This is a genomic window from Streptomyces sp. NPDC002935, from assembly GCF_040611295.1.
GTDB lineage: Bacteria > Actinomycetota > Actinomycetes > Streptomycetales > Streptomycetaceae > Streptomyces.
Genome location: NZ_JBEXNW010000011.1, coordinates 149,111 through 172,363 on the forward strand (window position 1 = coordinate 149,111; position 23,253 = coordinate 172,363).

Here is a 23,253-nt window from a genome sequence, read left to right on the forward strand (position 1 = left end):
CGTCCGGGACAGCACCCGGACACACTCAGGGCGGGCCGAGCGGCGCATCACGCGCCCCCGGCCCGCCGCTGCCGTGAGGGCCGCTCCTCACAAGGCCCGGGGCACAGCTGTGTGGAGCGCGTAACCCCTGGTGAGCGAACGGTGTGACAACCGCGTAATGGGCACTTCGTAGCGTCGGGGGACGAAGGAACCGATCACACGGAGGGGCCGCTCGTGACCACGACCACCCAGCAGGTACGGACAGTCTGCTCGTACTGCGGTGTCGGCTGCGGGATGGTCCTCGACATCGGGATGGGCCCCGACGGTCGGCGTACGGTCCTGAAGGCGTCCGGCGACAAGGCGCACCCCGCGAACTTCGGGCGTCTGTGCACCAAGGGCGCGACGACGGCCGACATGCTCGCCGCCCCCGGGCGGCTGGCCACCGCGCTGGTCCGCGCCGAACGGGGAGCGGAGACCGAGCCCGCCCCGGTGGACACGGCGATCGCCGAGACGGCGCGGCGGCTTCGGACGGTGATCGACGAGCACGGCCCGGACGCCTTCGCGTTCTACGTCTCCGGGCAGATGAGTCTGGAGGCCCAGTACCTGGCGAACAAGCTGGCCAAGGGCTTCGTACGGACCAACCAGATCGAGTCGAACTCCCGGCTGTGCATGGCCAGTGCGGGTACCGGCTACAAGCTGTCGCTGGGCGCGGACGGCCCGCCCGGCTCGTACCAGGACTTCGAGCACGCCGACGTCTTCTTCGTCATCGGCTCCAACATGGCAGACTGCCACCCCATCCTCTTCCTCAGGATGATGGACCGGGTCAAGTCGGGCGGCGCCAAGCTGATCGTCGTCGACCCGCGGCGCAGCGCGACCGCCGACAAGGCCGACCTGTTCCTGCCGGTCCGGCCCGGAACGGACCTGGCGCTGCTCAACGGCCTGCTGCACCTGCTCCACGAGAACGGCCACACCGACCCCCGGTTCATCGCCGCGCACACCGAGGGGTGGGAGGCGATTCCGGAGTTCCTGGCCGACTACCCGCCCGCCAAGGTCGCCGACATCACCGGCGTCCCGGAGGCCGACATCCGCGAGGCCGCCCGGCTCATCGGCGAGGCCGGGGAGTGGATGAGCTGCTGGACCATGGGCCTCAACCAGTCCACGCACGGCACCTGGAACACCAACGCCCTCGTCAATCTGCATCTGGCGACGGGAACGATCTGCCGGCCCGGCAGCGGTCCCTTCTCACTGACCGGCCAGCCCAACGCCATGGGCGGCCGCGAGATGGGCTACATGGGTCCCGGCCTGCCCGGCCAGCGGTCGGTGCTGGTCGACGCGGAGCGCGCCTTCATCGAGGAGCTGTGGGAACTGCCCCCGGGCACGGTGCGCAAGGACGGGGTCGGCCAGGGCACGATCGAGATGTTCCAGAAGATGGCCGACGGCGACATCAAGGCGTGCTGGATCATCTGCACGAATCCCGTCGCCTCCGTGGCCAACCGCAAGACCGTCATCGAGGGTCTGGAGCGGGCCGAGTTCGTCGTCGCCCAGGACGTGTTCGCCGAGACCGAGACCAACGCGTACGCGGATGTCGTCCTGCCGGGAGCACTGTGGACCGAGACCGAGGGCGTCCTCGTAAACAGCGAGCGCAACGTCACCCTCGCCCAGGCCGCGGTGGAACCGCCCGGGGAGGCGATGGCGGACTGGCGGATCATCGCCGCGGTCGCCCGCGCGATGGGATACGAGCAGGGCTTCTCGTACGACAGCGCGGAAGAGGTCTTCGAGGAGATCAAGCGCGCCTACAACCCGAAGACCGGTTATGACCTGCGGGGTGTGACCTATGAACGGCTGCGGTCCACCCCGGTGCAGTGGCCTTCCGCGCGCGAGGACGGCCCCGACCGCAATCCGATCCGCTATCTGGACGAGGACGGCGGCGGTCCGGTCTTCCCGACGGCGAGCGGCCGTGGGGTGTTCTACGCCCGCCCGCACATCCCCGCCGCCGAGATGCCGGACGACGACTACCCGTACGTCCTGAACACCGGTCGGTTGCAGCACCAGTGGCACACCCTCACCAAGACGGGCAAGGTCGCCAAACTCAACAAGCTGAACCCCGGGCCGTTCGTCGAGCTGCACCCGGACGACGCCGCCGCGCTCGGGATCGCCGACGGCGATTCGGTGGAGGTCGCCTCGCGGCGCGGCCGGGCGGTGCTGCCCGCCCTGGTGACCGACCGGGTACGGCCGGGCTACTGTTTCGCGCCCTTCCACTGGAACGACCTGTTCGGCGAATACCTGAGCGTCAACGCCGTCACCAGCGACGCTGTCGACCCCCTCTCCTTCCAGCCGGAGTTCAAGGTCTGCGCGGTGTCACTGACGAAGGTGGCGACTCCGGTCTCCGTGGCGGAACCGCCCACGACCGGCGCCACCACCCCGCCCGGCGCCGCGGTGGCTGCCACGTCAGGGGAGTCGACCGCACCGGCCGCCCTCCCCGCCGGTCCCGCGGGCGTCTTCGGACTCGAGCCCGCTCCACCGCCGGTCCTGGCCGAGCACGAGCGCCAGTACCTGATCGGTTTCCTCGCCGGCATCGCATCAGGCACTCCTGGCGTACCCGTACTGCCGCCGGGAGCGCCCTTCAGCCCCGAGCACGCGCTGTGGGTGAACGGCGTGCTCGCCGGCATGTACTCCCGGGCCGTTCCGGGAACACCGCCCCCGGCCACGACACCGGTCAACCCGCTCCGGGAGGTCGTCGTTCTGTGGGCCTCGCAGACCGGCAACGCGGAGGAGTTCGCCGCGGCCGCCGCCGACCGGCTCACCACCACCGGGCACAAGGCCACCCTCGTCGACATGGACGACGCCCACCCGGGGGCACTGTCCACCGGCGCCGACCTCCTCCTGATCACCAGCACCTTCGGCGACGGCGACGCCCCCGACAACGGCTCCGGGTTCTGGGACGCCCTGGCAGCACCCGACACACCCCGCCTGGACGGCGTGCGCTACGCGGTCCTCGCGTTCGGCGACTCCTCCTACGACGACTTCTGCGGCCACGGCCGCCGCCTCGACCTGCGTCTCGACGAACTGGGCGCCGTGCGACTCGCCCCGCGCACGGACTGCGAACCCGACTACGAGCCCTCGGCGGAGGCCTGGCTCGAGCAGGTCCTGACCTCGCTGACCGAGCTGACCGAGCTGACCGACAGCACGGAAACGGCACCGCCCGCGCCGACCACATCGGCCGCCTCCCCGTCGCTCGCGTCAGGGCTTCCGACGCGGTCGCCGGCCGCCCCGTCGCCCTGGCCCACTCCCCGGCCGAGGAAGCCGGCGCCCATCGCCGGCCGCCTCACCGGCAACCAGTTGCTCAGCCTTCCCGGAGCGGGCAAGGAGGTCCGCCGCTTCACCTTCGACACCCGCGAGAGTGAGACCCCGCTCGTCTACCAGGCGGGCGACGCCCTCGGTGTACGTCCTGTCAACTCCACGGACCTCGTCACGGAATGGCTGGCCACCACCGGGCTCGACCCGGACAGCGCCGTGGACGTGAACGGCACCGGGGAGATCCCCTTCCACGAGGCCCTGCGCCGTCATCTGGACATCACCCGCGTCACCCCCGACCTGCTCCGCTTCGTCGCCGAACGCACCCATGACCGGGTGCTGAAGAAGCTCCTGCGTCCCGACAACAAGGACGAACTGGCCAAATGGTCCTGGGGCCGCCAGGCTGTCGACGTCATCGCCGAACACCCCGTCCGGGTCGGCGCCCAGGAGTGGGCCGAGGTGCTCAAGCCGCTCCAACCGCGTCTGTACTCCATATCGTCCAGCCCACTGACCGACCCGCAACTCGTCTCGCTCACGGTCTCCGTCGTCCGGTACGAGAACCCGGACGGACGACCGCGCCAGGGCGTCTGCTCGCCCTTTCTCGCCGACGCGGCCCCCGGCACGCCCGTACCGGTCTTCGTCCAGCCTTCGCCGAAGTTCCGGCCACCGGCCGACCCCGCCACCCCCATGGTGATGGTGGGCCCCGGGACCGGGGTCGCCCCCTTCATCGGCTTCCTGCACGAGCGCCGTGCCCTCGGCCACCGCGCGCGCAACTGGCTGTTCTTCGGCGAGCAGCACCGGGCCACCGACTTCTACTACCAGGACGAGCTGAGCGCCTTCCTCGCCGACGGCACCCTCACCCGCCTCGACACCGCCTTCTCCCGGGACCAGCGCGCCAAGGTCTACGTCCAGGACCGGATGCGCGAGCACGGTCCCCAACTGTGGTCCTGGCTCCAGGAGGGCGCGCACTTCTACGTGTGCGGCGACGCCTCCCGCATGGCCAAGGACGTCGACCAGGCCCTGCGGGACATCGCCACCACGCACGGAGGCCACAGCGCGGACGGGGCCGCCGCGTACGTCAAGCAACTCGCGGCCGAGAAGCGGTATGTCCGCGACGTGTACTGATCAGCCGCGCCTCGGCGGCTCGCCGAGGCAGGTGCGCGAGGACGATGTGCTCGTGCTGTCGATCGGCGCTGGGAAGCCTGCCAGGATGACGGGAGCCAGGCGGCCGGCGGGAGTCTCGGGAGTGCCCGCGCGTCCTCGGGCACACGGCTGAGATCTGGATCACCGAGACCAAGAGGCCAAGGTCACAGGCGTCACCTCTGCTGTCGCCACGGAACTCTGACCTAGCATCCGAGCATGACAGTCCTGCCCAATGACGGGCTCGCGCTGGCCGCCGAGTTCCCTTCCGCGACCCATGACCAGTGGCAGCTCCTGGTAGAAGGCGTGCTGCGCAAATCGGGCAAGGAGGTCTCGAGCGCGACAGCCGAAGACGCGCTGTCCACCTCGCTCGAGGACGGGCTGGCCACCAGGCCCCTGTACACCGCGCACGACTCGGCCGCCGATCCCGGTTTCCCCGGATTCACCCCTTTCGTCCGAGCCGGCCGCCCCGAGGGCAACACGGTCGGCGGCTGGGACGTACGGCAGCGGCACACAGCCGCCGACAACGCCCTGGTGCTCGGGGACCTGGAGAACGGCGTCACCTCGCTGTGGCTCGCCGTCGGCGAGGGCGGCATCCCGGTCTCCTCGCTCGAAAAGGTCCTCGACCGCGTCTACCTCGATCTGGCGCCCGTCGCCCTCGACGCGGGTCGTGACGTCGAAGCAGCGGCCCGGGAGTTGTTCCGGCTGTACGAGGAACGCGGCGTCGTGCCGAGCGAGGTGCGCGGCAACCTCGGCGCCGACCCCCTCGGCCATGAGGCCCGTACGAGTGCCGCCATGGACTTCGCTCCGGCCGCCTCTCTCGCCCTGCGGTGCGTCGACGAGTACCCCTTGCTGCGGGCGCTGACCGTGGACGCGCTGCCGTACCACGAGGCCGGCGGCTCGGCCGCGCAGGAGCTGGGCGCCTCCCTGGCGACCGGTGTCGCCTATCTGCGGGAGCTGACCGGCGCGGGGCTGTCCGTCGAACAGGCTTGTGCGCAGATCGAGTTCCGCTACGCCGCCACCGCCGACCAGTTCCTGACGATCGCCAAGCTCCGGGCGGCGCGCAGGCTCTGGGCGCGGGTCGCCGAAGCGTGCGGGGCGCCCGCCGCGGGCGCGCAGGTGCAGCACGCCGTGACCTCGCCGGTGATGATGTCGCGCCGCGATCCCTGGGTGAACATGCTGCGCACGACCGTCGCCACGCTGGCGGCCGGGGTCGGCGGCGCCGACTCCGTCACCGTCCTGCCGTTCGACCACGCGCTCGGCCTGCCGGACGCCTTCGCGCGGCGCATCGCCCGCAACACCTCGACGATCCTCATCGAGGAGTCGCATCTGTCCCGGGTGATCGACCCGGCGGGCGGCTCCTGGTACGTGGAGAAGCTCACCGACGAACTCGCCCACGCGGGCTGGGAGTTCTTCCAGGGGATCGAGCGGACCGGCGGCCAGGCGGCCGCTCTGCGCTCGGGCCGCCTCGGCCAGGACCTGGCGGACACCTGGGCGGCGCGCTCCGCGAAGCTCGCGAAGCGGCGCGAACCGATCACCGGCGTCAGCGAGTTCCCGCATCTCGCCGAGCGCCTCGTGGAGCGTGAGCCCGCTCCCGCCGCACCGTCCGGCGGCCTGCCGCGCGTACGACGCGACGAGGCGTACGAGGAGCTGCGGGCCCGCTCCGACGCGCACCTCGCCGCCACCGGCACCCGGCCGCGTGTCTACCTGGCCACGATCGGCCCCGCCGCCGCGCATTCCGCACGCACGACCTTCGTCGCGAACCTGTTCCAGGCCGGTGGCATCGAGGCCGTCACGGACGGCACCTTCGAGGACAGCGGCGCCACCGAGGCCTGCCTGTGCTCCAGTGACGCCCTCTACGAGGAGCAGGCCGCGAGCACGGCCGAAGCCCTCACGGCGGCCGGCGCCCGACACGTCTTCCTGGCCGGCCGTCCCGGGCAGTACGCCGGTGTCGACGCCTATGTCTTCGCGGGCTGCGACGCCGTCGCCGTCCTCTCCGCCACCCTCGACCGCATGGGAGTGTCCTGATGGGAATCCCCGACTTCTCCGGAATCGAACTGGGGACGCCCACCGCCGAAGGCAGCGCCGACGAGTGGAGTGCCGCCGCAGAGAAGGCCACGGGCGGGAGCGAGGCGTTCTGGGAGACCCCGGAGGGCATCGCGGTCAAGCCGCTGTACACCGGCCGTGACACGGAAGGCCTCGACTTCCTGGACACGTACCCGGGCATGGCACCGTATCTGCGCGGTCCGTACCCGACCATGTACGTCAACCAGCCCTGGACGATCCGCCAGTACGCGGGCTTCTCCACGGCCGAGGAGTCCAACGCCTTCTACCGGCGCAACCTGGCGGCCGGCCAGAAGGGCCTGTCGATCGCCTTCGACCTGCCCACGCACCGCGGTTACGACAGCGACCACCCGCGCGTGACGGGCGACGTCGGCATGGCGGGGGTGGCCATCGACTCCATCTACGACATGCGGCAGCTCTTCGACGGCATCCCGCTGGACAAGATGACCGTGTCGATGACGATGAACGGCGCCGTGCTGCCCGTCCTCGCCCTGTACATCGTGGCGGCCGAGGAACAGGGCGTACCGCCCGAGAAGTTGGCCGGGACCATCCAGAACGACATCCTCAAAGAGTTCATGGTCCGCAACACCTACATCTACCCGCCGAAGCCGTCGATGCGGATCATCTCCGACATCTTCGCGTACACCTCGCAGCGCATGCCGCGGTACAACTCCATCTCCATCTCCGGGTATCACATCCAGGAGGCGGGTGCGACGGCCGACCTGGAGCTGGCGTACACACTCGCGGACGGCGTCGAGTACATCCGGGCGGGCCGCGAGGCGGGCCTTGACGTGGACGCGTTCGCACCGCGGCTGTCGTTCTTCTGGGCGATCGGCATGAACTTCTTCATGGAGATCGCCAAGATGCGGGCGGCGCGCCTGCTGTGGGCGAAGATGGTGAAGCAGTTCGACCCGCAGAACGCCAAGTCCCTTTCCCTGCGCACTCATTCGCAGACATCCGGCTGGTCACTGACCGCGCAGGACGTGTTCAACAACGTGACGCGTACGTGCGTGGAGGCCATGGCCGCCACCCAGGGCCACACCCAGTCGCTGCACACCAACGCCCTGGACGAGGCACTCGCCCTGCCCACCGACTTCTCCGCGCGGATCGCCCGCAACACGCAGCTGCTGCTCCAGCAGGAGTCCGGTACGACCCGGGTCATCGACCCGTGGGGCGGCAGCGCGTACATCGAGAAGCTGACGTACGACCTCGCCCGCCGCGCCTGGCAGCACATCGAGGAGGTCGAGGCGGCGGGCGGCATGGCGCAGGCCATCGACGCCGGCATCCCCAAGCTCCGGATCGAGGAGGCGGCGGCCCGCACCCAGGCCCGCATCGACTCCGGCCGTCAGCCGGTCATCGGCGTCAACAAGTACCGCGTGGAGACCGACGAGAAGATCGACGTCCTCAAGGTCGACAACTCCTCCGTACGCACGCAGCAGATCGAGAAGCTGCGGCGGCTGCGCGCGGAGCGCGACGAGCGGGCGTGCCAGGACGCGCTGGACGCCCTGACGCGAGCGGCGGGCGGCGAGGGCAACCTGCTGGAACTGGCGGTGCGCGCGGCCCGCGCGATGGCCACCGTCGGGGAGATCTCCGACGCCCTGGAGAAGGTGTACGGGCGGCACGCGGGCCAGATCCGTACGATCTCCGGCGTGTACCGCAACGAAGCAGGGGAGTCCCCGTCCGTGGACCGCACCCGCACGCTGGTGGACGCGTTCGAGGAGTCGGAGGGCCGCCGCCCGCGCATCCTCGTCGCCAAGATGGGCCAGGACGGTCACGACCGCGGCCAGAAGGTGATCGCTACCGCCTTCGCCGACCTCGGCTTCGACGTGGACGTCGGCCCGCTGTTCCAGACGCCGGCCGAGGTGGCCCGCCAGGCGGTGGAGGCGGACGTGCACATCGTGGGCGTCTCGTCGCTGGCCGCCGGGCATCTCACCCTCGTACCGGCGCTGCGCGAGGAGCTGGCCGCGGAGGGCCGCGAGGACATCATGATCGTGGTCGGCGGGGTGATCCCGCCGCAGGACGTGCCGACGTTGCTGGAGATGGGCGCGGCGGCCGTCTTCCCGCCCGGGACGGTGATCCCGGACGCGGCGTACGACCTCGTCCAGCGGCTCTCCACCGGTCTCGGGCACGCCCTGTGATCGAACTCGACACCTATGTCAAGGGTGTGCTCGACGGGAAGCGGGCGCTCGTGGCCCGCGCCATCACGCTCGTCGAGTCCACCCGGCCCCAGCACCGGGCGCTGGCGCAGGAGTTGCTGACCGAGCTGCTCCCGCACAGCGGGAAGGCGCGGCGGATCGGCATCAGCGGGGTGCCGGGCGTGGGCAAGTCGACGTTCATCGACGCGTTCGGCACGATGCTGACCTCGCTCGGGTACCGCGTCGCGGTGCTCGCCGTCGACCCGTCCTCCAGCCGTACGGGCGGCTCGATCCTGGGCGACAAGACCCGTATGGAGCGGCTGGCCGTTGACCCGGCCGCCTTCATCCGCCCCTCCCCCACCGCCGGAACGCTCGGCGGGGTCGCCAAGGCGACCCGCGAGTCGATCGTGGTGATGGAGGCGGCGGGCTACGACGTGGTGCTGGTGGAGACGGTCGGTGTCGGCCAGTCGGAGACGGCCGTCGCGAACATGGTCGACTCCTTCCTCCTGTTGACGCTGGCCCGCACCGGGGACCAGCTTCAGGGCATCAAGAAGGGCGTCCTGGAGCTGGCCGACGTGATCGCCGTCAACAAGGCGGACGGCCCGCACACGCGTGACGCGCAGTCCGCCGCGCGTGAACTGGCCGGCGCCCTGCGGCTGATGCACGGCAAGGACGCCGCCTGGACGCCTCCGGTGCTGAGTTGCAGCGCCCGCGAGTCGGCCGGTCTGGACACCGTCTGGGACCGCCTGGAACAGCATCGCACCCTGCTCGACTCGACCGGCCGTCTCGCCGACAAGCGCCGTGACCAGCAGGTGGACTGGACCTGGACGATGGTCCGCGACGAACTCCTCGGCCGTCTGCACGCCGACCAGGCCGTACGGGCGCTCGCACCCGACCTCGAACGACAGGTGCGGGAGGGCGGGTTGACGGCGACGCTCGCGGCGGAGCGGATTCTGAAGGTGTTCGGCGGCGCGGGTTCCTGAACCGCTCGGGCGGTGGCGGGGTGACACCCTGCCACCGTTCAGGCCCGGTCATTCCGCCACCGAATACGGGATGAAGGTGCCGGTGTCCTGGTCGATCCGCACATGTCGCCCCCTTCCGGCGTGCCACCCCGTAGGCTGGCCGGTGCAGTTGGTTCGCCCCGTCCGCCAGACGGGATGCGTCGTAAGAGGGAACCCGGTGGAAATCCGGGACTGCCCCGCAGCGGTGAGTGGGAACGACCGCCGTCAAACGCACTGGGCCCGATGAACGGGGTCTGGGAAGCGACGGCCAGTAGGTGTCTCGTACGACCTCGGTACGACGAGCCGTGTCCACGAGTCCGAAGACCTGCCGACTGCCCGCGTACAACCGACTCGTGCGCGGACATCCCGGTGACCTCGTGGGCGGTCGGCGTACAGATCGGCGGACGACCGCGCTGAACGGCGCGGGGTTGCCTCCGTCCGGTTCGTCACCCCTTCGCGCTCTCGTCCCGGTGCCGGGATCTCAGGGATTCATCTCGCGAAGGAGATCTCCGTGACCACCAAGCCCGCAGCCGCGGCAGCACGGGCCACCGTGTACGGCTACCCCCGTCAGGGCCCGAACCGGGAACTGAAGAAGGCGATCGAGGGCTACTGGAAGGGCCGTGTCACCGCCGACGCCCTGCGCGCCACCGCCGCGGAACTGCGTCGCGGGAACTGGCAGTCGCTGGCCGACGCCGGTATCGACGAGGTGCCGACGGGTGCCTTCTCCACGTACGACCACGTCCTCGACGCCACCGTCATGGTCGGTGCGATTCCCGCCCGCCACCGCGCCGCTGTCGAAGTGGACGCCCTGGACGGCTACTTCGCCATGGCGCGTGGCACCCAGAACGTGGCACCGCTGGAGATGACGAAGTGGTTCGACACGAACTACCACTACCTGGTGCCCGAACTGGGCCCGGACACCGTCTTCACGGCCGACTCCACCCAGCAGGTAGCCGAGTTGGAGGAGGCACTCGCCCTTGAGTTGAGCGCCCGCCCGGTGCTGGTCGGTCCGGTCACCTATCTCCTGCTGGCCAAGCCCGCCCCGGGCGCGCCGGCGGACTTCGACCCGCTCACCCTCCTCGACCGGCTGCTGCCGGTGTACACCGAAGTCCTCGCCGACCTGCGCGCGGCGGGCGCGGAGTGGGCGCAGTTGGACGAGCCCGCGCTCGTCCAGGACCGCAGCCCGGCCCAACTGAACGCCGCCGCACGGGCCTACCGCGAGCTGGGTGGTCTCCGCGACCGGCCGAAGCTCCTGGTCGCCTCGTACTTCGACCGGCTCGGCGACGCGCTGCCGGTACTGGCCAAGGCTCCGGTCGAGGGACTCGCCCTGGACTTCACCGGGGCGGCCGGCGCCAACCTGGACGCCCTGGCCGCCGTGGGCGGACTGCCGGGCAAGCGCCTGGTCGCGGGTGTGGTCGACGGCCGTAACATCTGGGTGAACGACCTGGAGAAGTCCCTGGCCACCCTCGGCACCCTGCTCGGGCTGGCCGACCGGGTCGACGTGTCGGCCTCCTGCTCCCTACTCCACGTGCCCCTCGACTCCGCCCCGGAGCGGGACATCGAGCCGCAGATCCTGCGCTGGCTCGCCTTCGCCCGTCAGAAGACGGCCGAGGTCGTCTCCCTGGCCAAGGGGCTCACCCAGGGCACCGGCAGCATCTCGGCCGAACTCGCCGCCAACCGCGCCGACCTGGCCTCTCGGGCGAACTCGCCGATCACGCACGACCCGGCCGTCCGGGCCCGCGCCGCCGCCGTCACGGAGGCCGACGGCCGCCGGTCCCAGCCGTACGGCGAGCGCGTAGCGGCCCAGCGCGCCCACCTCGGTCTCCCGCTGCTGCCGACCACCACCATCGGCTCCTTCCCGCAGACCGGCGAACTGCGCACCGCGCGCGCCGATCTCCGCGCGGGCCGGATCGGCACGGTCGGCTACGAGGAGCGCATCAAGGCCGAGATCCAGGAGGTGATCGCCTTCCAGGACAAGACCGGTCTGGACGTCCTGGTGCACGGCGAGGCCGAACGCAACGACATGGTCCAGTACTTCGCCGAGCAGCTCACCGGTTACCTGGCGACGCGGTACGGCTGGGTGCAGTCCTACGGCACCCGCTATGTCCGCCCGCCGATCCTGGTCGGCGACATCTCCCGCCCCGAGCCGATGACGGTGCGCTGGACGACGTACGCCCAGTCGCTGACCGATCGCCCGGTCAAGGGCATGCTCACCGGGCCGGTCACCATGCTCGCCTGGTCCTTCGTCCGCGACGACCAGCCCCTCGGTGACACCGCCCGCCAGGTCGCCCTGGCCCTGCGGGACGAGGTGAACGACCTGGAGGCGGCCGGGAGTTCGGTGATCCAGGTCGACGAACCCGCGCTGCGCGAGACACTCCCGCTGCGCACGGCCGACCGACCGGCGTACCTGGCGTGGGCCACGGAGGCGTTCCGGCTCAGCACGAGCGGAGTCCGCCCGGACACGCAGATCCACACGCACATGTGCTACGCCGAGTTCGGGGACATCGTCCAGGCCATCGACGATCTCGACGCCGACGTCATCAGCCTGGAGGCGGCCCGCTCCCGCATGCAGGTCGCGCGGGAACTCGCCGCGCACGGCTACCCGCGCGAGGCGGGACCCGGCGTGTACGACATCCACTCCCCGCGCGTTCCGAGCACCCAGGAGGCCGCCGAACTCCTGCGGGCCGGGCTGAAGGCCATCCCCGCCGAACGGCTGTGGGTGAATCCCGACTGCGGCTTGAAGACCCGCGGCTGGCCCGAGACCCGCGCCTCACTGGAGAACCTCGTCGCCGCCGCCCACACCGTCCGCGGGGAACTCTCGGGGTCCTGACACGGTGGAGGTCCGCACAACGCGAGAGGGGCCCCCGGATGGTTCCGAGGGCCCCTCTGGTGTCCCGCAGGATTCAGTTCGCGGCCGGAACCGAGCGCCCGGACGGGACTGTCGCGGGCTTGGGATTGAGCATCCGCTCGGCCAACTCGCCGAAGACCAGGCCGAATCCGACCCACAGTGTGGTCTGGATGGCCAGGGCGGAGAGCCGGAAGCGCCAGAGAAGGGTGGCGGGGAAGTCCCGCGGCACCTCGTTGATCACGGGCAGGAACTCGTAGGCCAGGCCGATCACGACGGCGAAGGCGGCCAACGCGGCGACCGTCGCGTACCAAGTGCCGAGCCTGGGCGCCAGGCGCTTGCCGAGGATGGTGGCGCCGATCGCCAGGAGCACGCTGAGCACCATCATCAGGAAGTACAGCGTGGTCCGCTTGCCGATGGTGTCGGGGTCGCCGACCGACGGCGGATTGGCCGGGTACTTCAGGAACGGCACGACGTACACGGCGAGCAGTGCGGTCCCGGACAGCAGGAGCGCGGTCGCGCGCGGGCCGAAGCGGCCCACACGGCCGAGCGCGAAGCAGTAGGCGAGCGCCGCGATACCGCCGAAGGCGATTCCGTAGATGAGGACACCGGTGGCCAGGCCGGCGGTGGACTGGAGGCTGCGGGAGACGAGTTCGACCTCGTGCTCGTGCCCGGAGGCATGAGCCTCCTCGAAGCCGATCGCACTGTCGACGCTCGGCTCACCGAGGAAGTAGGCGACGACCAGGGCGACTACACCCGCGCCGAGACCGGCGAGCATGCCTCGCACGAGCAGGTTTCTTACCGTTGCGGAGTTCATGAGTGTGCGCTGTCCCTCGCGTCAGTGGCAGGGGAAACCGAGCAGGTGGCGGGCATCGTGCACCCACTCGTGGACGTCCTCGCCGGAGACGACGGCGGTGGCGCCCTGTTCGGCGCCGACGAAGTACAGCAGGACCAGCATCAGGATGCCGAAGAAGGCCGCCCAGGGAGCTATCGCCTTCAGCGGCAGCGTGGCGGGAACGGCGGGGGTGGTGGCTGTCGGCTGGGCGACGGTCTGCGCCATGGCAGGACCTCCTCGGGAGTTCGCGTCCCATCTCGGTGGTGCACAGGATGACGCCTACGGGTCTGACTCACGTGGCGCCCAGCGTGGCTGGAGCGTCTCGTTCACAGTGGCGCGACCGTGCCGGATTTCCACCGGCTTCCGTCTTGACGTCATCAATATCGGACCGACCGTACCGCGTGGCGAGTGCATGGCCAAGACCGCACCACCTGCCGTGATCTTCCTCTCGTCCCAGGTGGCGGGTCCTCCGTGAGCGGTGGGCCACCGGTGCCGTTTCGGACAACGCTCGGAGAAGTCCTCGGTGGCTCCCCCGCGTTCGGTGTCGGCGAGGGACAACTCGGCGACTCGTGGGCGGAGTTCGCCTGCCACTTCGCCCACGGTCCGACAAGGATCCCGAGTCGGGTGAACGAGAAGCACCCGGCCCCCGTCCTCACCCTCCGTCGCGGTGCCGGGTCAGGCGAGCCCGAGTTCACGCTCGCCCAGGGAGGCGAAGAAGCGCTCGACGTCGGCGTCGGTGACCTCGCCGAGGGTGGCCGGGGACCAGTGCGGGTCGCGGTCCTTGTCGATGATCTGGGCCCGGATGCCCTCCACCAGGTCGGGGGCGGACAGGGCCGCGCAGGAGACGCGGTACTCCTGGTCCAGAACGCGCTCCAGCGAACCGAGCCGCCGGGCGCGGCGCAGGGCGGCCAGCGTGACCTTCAGGGCGGTGGGTGAGTTGCCGAGGAGGATCTCGGCCGTCTCCTTCGCCGCCGGGTCGCCGACTTCGAGCAGCCGCGCCACGATCTCCTCGACCGTGTCGGCGGCGTAGCAGGCGTCGATCCACTCCCGCCGGTCCGCCGACTCGGCCCGGGGCGGCGGCTGCACATGCCGGGCCAGCACTTCTCGTACCGGGAGGGCCGCGAGGTCGGATACGAACTGCCGGAGTGACGAGGACGGCAGGTAGTGGTCGGCGAGGCCGCACAGCAGTGCGTCGCCGGCGCCGATCGACGTACCCGTCAGGGCGAGATGGGTGCCCAGTTCGCCCGGGGCGTGCGCGAGCAGATGGGTGCCGCCGACGTCGGGAACGAAGCCGATGCCGGTCTCGGGCATGGCGATGCGTGAGCGCTCGGTGACGACGCGGACGCTGCCGTGCGCGGAGATGCCGACGCCGCCGCCCATCACGATGCCGTCCATGACAGCCACGTACGGCTTGGGGTAGCGGGCGATGCGGGCGTTGAGGTGGTACTCGTCGCGCCAGAACGCGGCGGACGCGGTGCCGTCCCCGTCGCGGGCGTCGTCGTGGACGACGCGGATGTCGCCGCCCGCGCACAGTCCGCGCTCTCCGGCGCCGGTGATGACCACGGTCTCGACGGCCGGGTCGCGCTCCCAGGCGGTGAGCGCCTGGTCGATCCGGCGCACCATCGCGTGGTTCAGGGCGTTCAGGGCCCTCGGCCGGTTGAGCGTGAGGTGGGCGGCCCGTCCGTCGGTGTGCAGCAGGACGGATTCCTCGACGGCGTGCGCCCCGGCGCCCTGTGCCCCGGTGCCGGTCACCCGAACGCCTCGGTCGGGCGACGGGCCACGAAGACGCGCATGGTCTCGTTGGTTCCTTCCAGGATCTGATGCATTCGCAGGTCACGACGATGTTCTCGCTACGGTACTCACCGAGGGCCGTGACCCTCCGTTCGGGTCCGGGGCGCACGAGACCCTCGGCTCCCGTCGTGACCGGTGACGCACCAGGCCGCACGAAAAACCGAGCAACTGACCGCCTACTAGGTGATCGAGTGCGCGAGCCCCGAGCGGGCCCGTGCCATCTCCGAGCGCGTTCTCGACTTCCACGTCGTGGCGGTCGAAGTCAAGCCGATCCACGACGTGTTCGGCATGGGGGACGCCTGGCCATCGCTCAGCACGGCCCGTGGGTCGCGTACGGCTCTGCCCGTAGGAGGAAGGCGAGGCGTGAGCCACCTGTCCGTCCTGTCGGCGCGGCACCTTGATCGAAGGCTTGTCTCAGGGCGGGGCAGGGATACGGGGCGCGGCGGGAATGGGGCGGTCACGGCTTCGGCGCCCGAGCCGGCGCGCGGGTTACTCCGGATGAGTGAAGCCGGTGGTGACAGGTGGCCCGCCGGTGGTCACAGGTGGCCCGATCCGGGCAGGGTCGGCATCGTTGCCCCCAGCCCGATCGACCGACGTCCTGGAGGACTCCCATGCTCGGTACAGACTTCAGTATCGGATCGCCCAACTGGCTCGACCTCGGCAGCCCCGACACCGATGCGGCCGCCGCGTTCTACGGCGCCGTCTTCGGCTGGCAGTTCGTCTCCGCCGGTCCCGAGGCGGGCGGGTACGGGTTCTTCCAGGTCGACGGGAAGACCGTGGCCGCCCTCGGGCCGCTCACCCAGGAAGGGGCGAGCTCCGCCTGGATGGTCCACTTCAAGGCCGATGACATCCAGGCCACCGTCTCGGCCGTCACCGCCGCCGGCGGCACCGTTCGGATGGAACCCACCGACGTCATGGGCGAGGGCTGGCTGGCACAGGCCACCGACCCGCAGGGCGCCGAGTTCGCGCTCTGGCAGCCCGGCAAGACCGCCGGGCTGGACATTGCCTCCGCCCCGAACACGCTGCTCTGGGTAGAGCTGCACGTCCCCGACCCCGTCGGGGACATCGCCTTCTACCAGGGCCTCTTCGGCTGGCGCAGCCAGGAAATGCAGGCGCCCGGCATGACGTACCGGGTGCTGAGCACCAAGGACGGCGACCAGCAGGCAGCCTCCTTCGGCGGGGTCGCGCCGATGAGCGACGGCGCGGGCGCCGGGGTCGATCAGCCCCGCTGGGTGCCGTACTTCCACGCGGAGGACGTCGACGCCACGGTCACGGCGACACAGTCGAACGGCGGGTCCGTGCTCATGCCGGCGGAGGACATCCCGGATGTCGGCCGGATCTCCTGGCTCGCGGACCCCTTCGGCGCGGCGTTCGCACTACTGAAGCCCGACCCGCAGATGTGACACTCCTGTCCGGCGAGGCCCATCCGGCCGGGAGCCACTGTGCCCTGGTCCGGTGGGCCGTCCCGGAGCGGATGGAAGCGGGGTGGGGCACCGCCTGCCGACGCCACTCCTCGGCCACGGGTTGAGATGGTGTTCCGCGAACCAGTGCCGGGCGTACTCCGAGGCTCTCGGCCCGCCGTGCCAGGTCGATGGAGTCGCGCAACGCCTCGGCGGCGGTGGAACCGGAGGAGATCGGGACCAGGTCGAGGACACCGAGAGGGATGTCGGACATCACGACGCCACTCGGCCGGCCGGTGTCTCGGCGTCGGGGTGGGCCAGGCCGAGGTGGTCGCGCAGGGTGCTGCCCTCGTACTCGGTGCGGTGGACGCCGCGTTCCTGGAGGAGGGGGACCACCGTGTCGGCGAAGGCGTCCAGGCCGCCCGGGGTGATGTGCGGGACGAGGATGAAGCCGTCGGAGGCGTCGGACTGGACGAAGTCGTCGATGGTCGCGGCGACCGTGGCCGGGGAGCCGACGAAGGCCTGGCGGTTGCCGGTCTCGATGACGAGGTCGCGGATGGACCAGTTGTTGGCGGCCGCACGCTCCCGCCACTCGCGGGCGGTGGCCAGCGGGTCGCGGTACATCCGGACCTGGGCGCGACCGCGGGCGACGGTGTGTTCGCCGAGGTCCGGGTCGATGTCGGGAAGGGGCCCGTCCGGGTCGTACGCGGACAGGTCGCGGTTCCAGACGAACTCCAGGTGCTTGATCGCGGTGGCGCCACTGACCTGCGCGCGCCGCACCTCGCGGGCGCGCTCCTCGGCCTCGGCGTCGGTGTCCCCGAGGACGAAGGTCGCGGCGGGCAGGATCAGCAGCTGGTCGGGGCGGCGGCCGTAGCGGGCGAGGCGCCCCTTGACGTCCGTGTAGAAGGCCTGGCCCTCCTTGAGGGTGGAGTAGCGGCTGAAGATCGCGTCGGCGCCGGCCGCGGCGAACTCGCGGCCCTCCTCCGAGTCACCGGCCTGGAAGATGACCGGGCGGCCCTGCGGGGAGCGGGGGACGTTGAACTGTCCCTCGATGTCGAAGTGCTGTCCCTGGTGGACGAAGGCTCCGGCCTTGGCGTCGTTCAGGAAGGTGCCGGTCTCCTGGTCGGCGACGATCTCGTCCCCGCGCCAGGAGTCGAAGAGTTCGTTCGCCGTGGTCAGGAACTCCTTGGCCCGGGAGTAGCGCTCCTCCGGCGGCAGGAAGCCGCCGCGGCGGAAGTTCTCGCCGGTGAAGGCGTCCCAGGAGGTGACGACGTTCCAGGCGGCGCGCCCGCCGGAGAGGTGGTCGAGGCTGGCGAACTGGCGGGCCACTTCGTAGGGCTCGTTGAAGGTGGAGTTGATGGTGCCGGTCAGGCCGAGGTGTTCGGTGACGGCGGCGAGCGCGGTGAGGACGGTGAAGGTGTCGGGGCGTCCCACGACGTCCAAGTCGTAGATTTTTCCGCCCTGTTCGCGCAGGCGCAGGCCTTCGGCGAGGAACAGGAAGTCGAATTTGGCGCGCTCGGCGGTCCGCGCGAAGTGCGCGAAGGAGCTGAACTCGATGTGGCTGCCGGCCTCGGGATCGCTCCACACGGTGGTGTTGTTGACGCCGGGGAAGTGCGCCGCGAGGTGGATCTGCTTGAGCGGCTTGCTCATGGTCGGGGGTCCTTCCGGCTCAGGCGGTCGTGGCGGCAGGGGGTGCCCCATGCTCGGAGAGCTTGGGGGAGTAGCGGTTCGCGGGGCGGTCGAGGCCGAGCAGCCCGCGCAGGGTGTCGGCCTCGTAGGCGCGCCGGAAGACGCCCCGGCGCTGGAGTTCGGGCACGAGACCGCGGGTGATCGCGGGGAGGTCGTGCCCAACGACGGCGGGCCGCAGCCGGAAGCCGGACAGTCCCGATTCGCCCAGTTCCTGGAGCAGATCGGCGAGTTGGGCAGGCGTTCCGGTGAAGACGCGGGCGTCGCTGGTGTACGGCGGGCCCGCGAGAGCGTCGAGTCGCTCGCGGCGCGCCTGCGCGGCGCCGGGGTCGTCGTCCAGGAACACCACGAGGTCGCCGAAGAGGTGCAGGGTCTCCTCGGCGCGGCCGGCCACGGCCTGCTCGGCGCGGATCTCCCCGACGATGGCACGGGCCTGGCCGGCGTCGTGGGGAGTGACGTAGCCGAGGTCGGCGGCCCGGGCCACGAGCCGGTAGGGGACGGTCGCGTGGGCCAGGGCGCTGACGATCGGCCGGCCCTGGGGCGGCCGGGGTGTGATCGAGGGGCCCTTGACGCTGAAGTGCCTGCCCTCGAAGTCGATGTAGTGCAGCTTGTCGCGGTCGATGAAGCGGCCGGTGGCGACGTCCCGGATCTCCGCGTCGTCCTCCCAGCTGTCCCAGAGCCTGCGCACGACCTCGACGTAGTCGGCGGCTTCGTCGAAGACGTCGGCCACCACTTCCTGTACAGCGGGGGTGTCGTAGTCCTCGAGTCGGAACGGCGGGAAGGTGCGGTGTCCGAAGTGCGCGGCCTCGTTCGGGCGTGCCGTGACCTGTACGCGCAGGCCCGCGCGTCCGGTGCTCACATAGTCGAGGGTCGCGATGGCCTTGGAGATATGGAACGGCTCCGTGTGTGTGGCCACCACGGTCGGCACCACACCTATGTGGTGGGTCAGCGGCGCGACGCGCGCGGCGATGAGGACGGCGTCCAGGCGCCCGCGGACCTGGTCGGTGCGGCCGTCCGGTTCGGTGGGCGACGAGGACTGGAGGCCGAGCGCGTCCTCGATGGTCACAAAGTCGAGCAGGCCGCGCTCGGCCTCGGTGACCAGGTCGGTCCAGTAGGCGGCGGTGAGCAGTTCACGGGGGCGGGCGACCGGCTCGCGCCAGGCGGCCGGGTGCCATCCGGCGCCGTCGAGGGCGACGGCGAGGTGCAGGGAAGAGGGTGACGAGGACACGGGAGGTGCCTTCCTGATCGACCGTACGAGGAAGCCGGCCCCCGGTGGACGGGGGCGGCCGCGAGGGCAACAGGTCAGGAGTTGTCGAGCGGCAGGCCCGGCGGGTTGACCTGGGAGGTGCCGACGGCCTCGTTGGAGAGGTTCCAGGCGGCCAGCCACTTCGCGTACTGGCCGTTCTCGATCAGGTGGTTGATGGCGTCGGCGACGGGCTTCGCGAGCCCGCTGCCCTTCTTCGCGGTGGCCGCTATCAGCCCCTGGAGCGTCGCACCCGCGCCGGAGAACTGGCCCGCGTTGCGGGTCGGGTGGGGAGTCTTGGCGTTCTGGGTCACGTGGTAGGCGACGGCGGGGTTGGGGCCGAAGGAGGCGTCGATCTTCCCGCTGGACAGCGCCAGGGCCGTGGCGTTGTTGTCCTGGTAGTACTTGACGGTGAGCTTCTTGCCCTCCTTGGCCAGTTTCGCCTTCCACTCCAGAAGAATCTTCTCCTGGTTGGTGCCGGCCCCCACGGCGACGGTCCTGCCCGCCAGGTTCCGGTAGTCGCCGTCGAAGTTCCACGTGCTCTTCTTCAGGACCTCGAAGGCGAGGTTGTCCTTCCGGTACGAGGCGAACTCGTACTTTTTCTTGCGCTCCTCGGTGTCGGTGACGTTGGAGAAGGCGACATCGACCTTGCCGCTGTCGACGCCGACGAACAGGTTCTCCCAGGTCGAGTTCTTCACCACCGGCTTCAGCCCGAGGACCGCGGCGACCAGTCGGCCCAGGTCGGGTTCGGTCCCCGTGAGCGTCTTCTGGTCCTGTCCCACGTAGTTCAACGGCGCCGATCCGGCGGGCAGGGCGCCGACGCCGACCACCAATGTGCCTTTCTCGGCCACGGACTTGGGCAGCTCGGCACTGATCGACTTCACCTCGGACACCTTCACCCGGGTTTCCTTGGCCGCGCCGTTGGAGAGGGCGCCGATGGTGAGGGTTCCGGCCGAGTCGCTCCGCGTCCGGGTGGCCGCGTCGCTGTCTCCCCCGCACGCGGCGAGGGAGGTGGCGAGGGAGGCGACGGCCACCGAGGCGGTGACGACGCGGAGAAGTCTGCTGTTGGGGCTGAGGGTGCGCATGGCTGTCCTTGTCAGGTGTGCGATGAGATGTGGGGCGCGGTCCCGGCGGGCCGCGGATTCGGGGAGGAGGTGCCTCGCTGTGTGCTGCGGACGGCGAGGCCGGAGCATCTCCCCGAGGGGTGTCCGGCTTCGCTCCAGGGACGCGAAGGGTGCCTGGCTGTGTGCCAGGGAGGGCAGGGTCAGAGCACCTTGCTCAGGAAGTCCCTGGTGCGCTCTTGTCGCGGATGGTCCAACACCTGGTCGGGCGGGCCCTGTTCGACGATGCGGCCGGCGTCCATGAACACCACCCGGTCGGCGATCTCGCGGGCGAAACCGATCTCGTGGGTGACGATGACGAGGGTGGTGCCGCTGTCGGCCAGGTCCTTGATGACGGCGAGCACCTCCCCGACCAGTTCGGGGTCGAGCGCGGACGTCGGTTCGTCGAAGAGGATGACACCGGGCCGCAGGGCGAGGGCTCGGGCGATGGCCACGCGCTGCTGCTGTCCGCCCGACAACTGCCGTGGATAGGCGGCGGCCTTGTCCGCGAGCCCCACGCGGGCGAGCAGATCGCGGGCCAGCTCCTGGGCGTCGGGCTTGGACAGCTTGCCGGTCGCCACCGGAGCGGCGGCCACGTTGTCCAGCACGGTGAGATGAGGGAAGAGGTTGAAGTTCTGGAAGACGAATCCGATCCGGCCGCGCTGGGCCAGGATGACCCGCTCGCTCAGCTCCTTCAGACGCTCGCCGTGCCTGCGTACGCCGATGAGCTCGCCGTTCAGACTGACATGGCCGATCTCGGGCTTCTCCAGGTGGTTGATCACGCGTAGGAGGGTGGATTTGCCGGAGCCCGACGGCCCGACGACCACCGTCACCTCCCCCGGCCGGACGGTCAACTCCACGCCGTTCAGTACCTGTTGGGTGCCGTACCACTTGTGCACGTCGTGCACCTGGAGCGCCGCGGGCCGCACCTGGAGCGCTCCGGCGTTCTCGGCCGTCGAAGCCGTGTCCGTCGCCTGCGCGGCACGCGCCCTCCGTGTCCAGGTGCTCGTCCGATCCCTGTCGCCGGTCATATCGCCGTCTCCCTCCGGACTCGGGCCCGCATCTCGCGCAGACCGTTCCGCACCTTCTGCAGCGGGGTCGGCGGCAGGGTGCGCAGCGCGCCCCGCGAGTAGTGCCGCTCGACGTAGAACTGGATGACGGACACGACGCTGGTGAGGATCAGGTACCAGACGGTGGCGACGAGGAGCAGCGGCACGATGTCGCCGGGGTAGGTGCTGCCCATGCTCTGCACGGAGCCGAACAGGTCCAGCAGGGACACGTAGAAGACCAGTGAGGTGCCCTTGATCAGACCGATCAGCTGGTTGACGTAGTTGGGGGTGATGGAGCGCAGTGCCTGCGGGAAGACGATCCTCGCGAACTGGTACCGCTTCGGCAGGCCCAGGGCGGAGGCCGCCTCGTGCTGGCCCTGGTCGACGGAGAGGATGCCGCCGCGCACCACTTCGGAGGCGTACGCCGCTTCGTTGAGGCTCAGTCCGATGACGGCGACGGCCATGTCGGTGGCCAGGCGGGACTCGTCGAAGGTGAAGAAGGCCGGGCCGAAGGGCACGCCCACGCTCAACGTCTGGTACAGCGCACTGAAGTTGTAGAGGAACAGCAGGACCACGATCAGCGGCACCGACCGGAACAGCCAGGTGTAGACCCAGCTCACCGCGCGGAGCACCGGGCTAGGGGAGAGCCTGGCCAGGGCGAGCAGGATGCCGCCGAGGAGGCCCAACACGGCGCTGTAGACGGCGACTTCAAGGGTGATGAGCAGGCCGTCGAGGATGGTCGGGCGGAGGAACCAGTACTGGAACCGGTCCCACTGGTAGAAGGGATTGGTCACCAGCCCATGGGTGATCTGGGCGACCAGGACGAGCACGACGGCCGTGACGAGATGGCGGCCGGGACGCCGGAGCGGAAGGACCCGCTGAGCCGTCAGGGTCTTGGGCGGGGCGGGGAGGTCGGTACGGGGGATCGTCTCGGCGAGCGGTGCCGATCCGGAGGACACAGCGGTGCCGGGAGATTGACTCATGGAGAGCTCCAGCGGATTCGGACTCCCCGGACCACGGAAGCGGCAGCGCGACGCGGAGCGGAAGACGGCTCAGCACGAGGCGCCGCACGGGCACACGCGGAACGGGGGGCTGGACGGGGAAAGGACACACCGCGGCAGCAGTGGTCGTCAGAGAACCGGAAGAACCGTCAGCCTCGGCTGACGGTGCGGCACATGACCGTACACAGCGCGCTGTTGACGCGCAGCAGGTCGACGGAGCGGTCGGCGCACAGCACGACGCGGCCGAGGCGCCGCCATGCGGTCGTCCCGTCTGCTGCGTACATCGCCGTCACCGTCGTCTCTCCGGCCCTGGGGCATCCCGTTGTGCGCCGCACGTTAGGCCCGCCCCGAAAAGAATGTCAATGCGGGTGACCACCAGGTGAGACCGCGCGCCCGGCCTTCTTGACGGCGTCACAGGGCGCGCCGAGACTGGCGTGGACGGTCACGATTGTCAGCGCCCACGGTGCGGGTTCGTCCGCTCATGTGGTCATCGGCCCCGGCCCGCTGACAGGCAACCCTTCCACCGCGACGGGGTGCCCCGGGTCCCGCCGGTGCGGCGGGGCAAGCGTGGTCTCGCGTCTCGCGAGCCCCGGAGGTGGGACCGGTGGGAATGCCCAGGAACGGCTTGACGAGGCGCTTGCACATCGATCTGTTGCGTGTCTCCAGCGCTTACTGATCCGCAGCCGGTCC

Annotated in this window: 16 protein-coding genes, 1 pseudogene and 3 riboswitches; of the genes and pseudogenes, 7 read left to right on the forward strand and 10 right to left on the reverse strand. The window is 70.5% G+C overall.

Annotated elements, in window-relative coordinates; translation table 11 throughout:
* The first annotated feature begins 213 nt into the window (after positions 1-213).
* The 5 genes from ABZX90_RS17360 (at position 214) to metE (ending at position 12,443) form a co-directional block, all read left to right on the forward strand.
* Entirely contained in the window at positions 214-4,398 is a 4,185-nt protein-coding gene (locus ABZX90_RS17360; protein ID WP_355205723.1) for a bifunctional nitrate reductase/sulfite reductase flavoprotein subunit alpha, read from the forward strand.
* A gap of 234 nt (positions 4,399-4,632) precedes the next feature.
* The gene (locus ABZX90_RS17365) at positions 4,633-6,441 is read left to right on the forward strand and encodes a methylmalonyl-CoA mutase family protein (RefSeq protein ID WP_355205725.1); all 1,809 of its coding nucleotides are present in this window, start codon (positions 4,633-4,635) and stop codon (positions 6,439-6,441) included.
* The gene (scpA, locus tag ABZX90_RS17370) at positions 6,441-8,615 is read left to right on the forward strand and encodes a methylmalonyl-CoA mutase (RefSeq protein WP_355205727.1); all 2,175 of its coding nucleotides are present in this window, start codon (positions 6,441-6,443) and stop codon (positions 8,613-8,615) included. Before ABZX90_RS17365 ends, scpA begins: the two co-directional genes overlap by 1 nt.
* The gene (meaB, locus tag ABZX90_RS17375; RefSeq protein ID WP_355205730.1) at positions 8,612-9,595 is read left to right on the forward strand and encodes a methylmalonyl Co-A mutase-associated GTPase MeaB; all 984 of its coding nucleotides are present in this window, start codon (positions 8,612-8,614) and stop codon (positions 9,593-9,595) included. Before scpA ends, meaB begins: the two co-directional genes overlap by 4 nt.
* Positions 9,596-9,727: 132 nt before the next feature.
* Positions 9,728-9,961, forward strand: a riboswitch (cobalamin riboswitch).
* Between the two features lie 163 nt (positions 9,962-10,124).
* On the forward strand, positions 10,125-12,443 hold the full coding sequence (gene metE / locus ABZX90_RS17380) for a 5-methyltetrahydropteroyltriglutamate--homocysteine S-methyltransferase (protein WP_355205733.1): 2,319 nt from the start codon (positions 10,125-10,127) through the stop codon (positions 12,441-12,443).
* Between the two features lie 73 nt (positions 12,444-12,516).
* Here the strand turns inward: metE and ABZX90_RS17385 are convergent, their stop codons facing one another.
* The 4 genes and pseudogenes from ABZX90_RS17385 to ABZX90_RS17400 all read right to left on the reverse strand — a co-directional run.
* Complete coding sequence (locus ABZX90_RS17385; RefSeq protein WP_351121025.1) at positions 12,517-13,275, reverse strand: CbtA family protein; 759 nt, start codon at positions 13,273-13,275, stop codon at positions 12,517-12,519.
* A gap of 21 nt (positions 13,276-13,296) precedes the next feature.
* On the reverse strand, positions 13,297-13,518 hold the full coding sequence (locus ABZX90_RS17390; protein WP_351121023.1) for a CbtB-domain containing protein: 222 nt from the start codon (positions 13,516-13,518) through the stop codon (positions 13,297-13,299).
* A gap of 40 nt (positions 13,519-13,558) precedes the next feature.
* Positions 13,559-13,705: riboswitch (cobalamin riboswitch) on the reverse strand.
* 263 nt (positions 13,706-13,968) lie between these two features.
* Positions 13,969-15,045 (reverse strand): enoyl-CoA hydratase/isomerase family protein, encoded by a 1,077-nt coding sequence (locus tag ABZX90_RS17395; RefSeq protein ID WP_355205738.1) that lies wholly within the window; start codon positions 15,043-15,045, stop codon positions 13,969-13,971.
* A pseudogene (locus tag ABZX90_RS17400) lies at positions 15,042-15,160 on the reverse strand (acyl-CoA dehydrogenase family protein); the annotation flags it as partial. The pseudogene ABZX90_RS17400 and the gene ABZX90_RS17395, both read right to left, overlap by 4 nt.
* Before the next feature lie 535 nt (positions 15,161-15,695).
* On the opposite strand from ABZX90_RS17400, the gene ABZX90_RS17405 reads away from it, so the two are divergent.
* Positions 15,696-16,487, forward strand: a complete 792-nt coding sequence (locus ABZX90_RS17405) for a VOC family protein (RefSeq protein WP_355205741.1) — start codon at positions 15,696-15,698, stop codon at positions 16,485-16,487.
* 270 nt (positions 16,488-16,757) lie between these two features.
* Here the strand turns inward: ABZX90_RS17405 and ABZX90_RS17410 are convergent, their stop codons facing one another.
* The 6 genes from ABZX90_RS17410 to ABZX90_RS17435 form a co-directional block, all read right to left on the reverse strand.
* Positions 16,758-18,134 (reverse strand): NtaA/DmoA family FMN-dependent monooxygenase, encoded by a 1,377-nt coding sequence (locus ABZX90_RS17410; RefSeq protein ID WP_355205744.1) that lies wholly within the window; start codon positions 18,132-18,134, stop codon positions 16,758-16,760.
* Between the two features lie 19 nt (positions 18,135-18,153).
* Positions 18,154-19,398 carry an LLM class flavin-dependent oxidoreductase gene (locus ABZX90_RS17415; RefSeq protein ID WP_355205747.1) on the reverse strand — a complete coding sequence of 415 codons (1,245 nt, stop codon included), beginning with the start codon at positions 19,396-19,398 and terminating at the stop codon, positions 18,154-18,156.
* A 74-nt stretch (positions 19,399-19,472) separates the two neighbouring features.
* Complete coding sequence (locus ABZX90_RS17420) at positions 19,473-20,498, reverse strand: ABC transporter substrate-binding protein (RefSeq protein WP_355205750.1); 1,026 nt, start codon at positions 20,496-20,498, stop codon at positions 19,473-19,475.
* A gap of 179 nt (positions 20,499-20,677) precedes the next feature.
* Positions 20,678-21,442, reverse strand: a complete 765-nt coding sequence (locus ABZX90_RS17425; RefSeq protein WP_351121257.1) for an amino acid ABC transporter ATP-binding protein — start codon at positions 21,440-21,442, stop codon at positions 20,678-20,680.
* Positions 21,443-21,540: 98 nt separating this feature from the next.
* On the reverse strand, positions 21,541-22,545 hold the full coding sequence (locus ABZX90_RS17430) for an amino acid ABC transporter permease (RefSeq protein WP_355205753.1): 1,005 nt from the start codon (positions 22,543-22,545) through the stop codon (positions 21,541-21,543).
* Between the two features lie 167 nt (positions 22,546-22,712).
* Positions 22,713-22,847 (reverse strand): hypothetical protein, encoded by a 135-nt coding sequence (locus ABZX90_RS17435; RefSeq protein WP_355205756.1) that lies wholly within the window; start codon positions 22,845-22,847, stop codon positions 22,713-22,715.
* Positions 22,848-23,047: 200 nt separating this feature from the next.
* Positions 23,048-23,137, forward strand: a riboswitch (SAM riboswitch).
* 36 nt (positions 23,138-23,173) lie between these two features.
* Here ABZX90_RS17435 and ABZX90_RS17440 point away from each other — a divergent pair.
* Positions 23,174-23,239: a putative leader peptide gene (locus ABZX90_RS17440; protein WP_351121255.1), complete on the forward strand. Its 66-nt coding sequence runs from the start codon at positions 23,174-23,176 to the stop codon at positions 23,237-23,239.
* Positions 23,240-23,253: the final 14 nt, after the last annotated feature.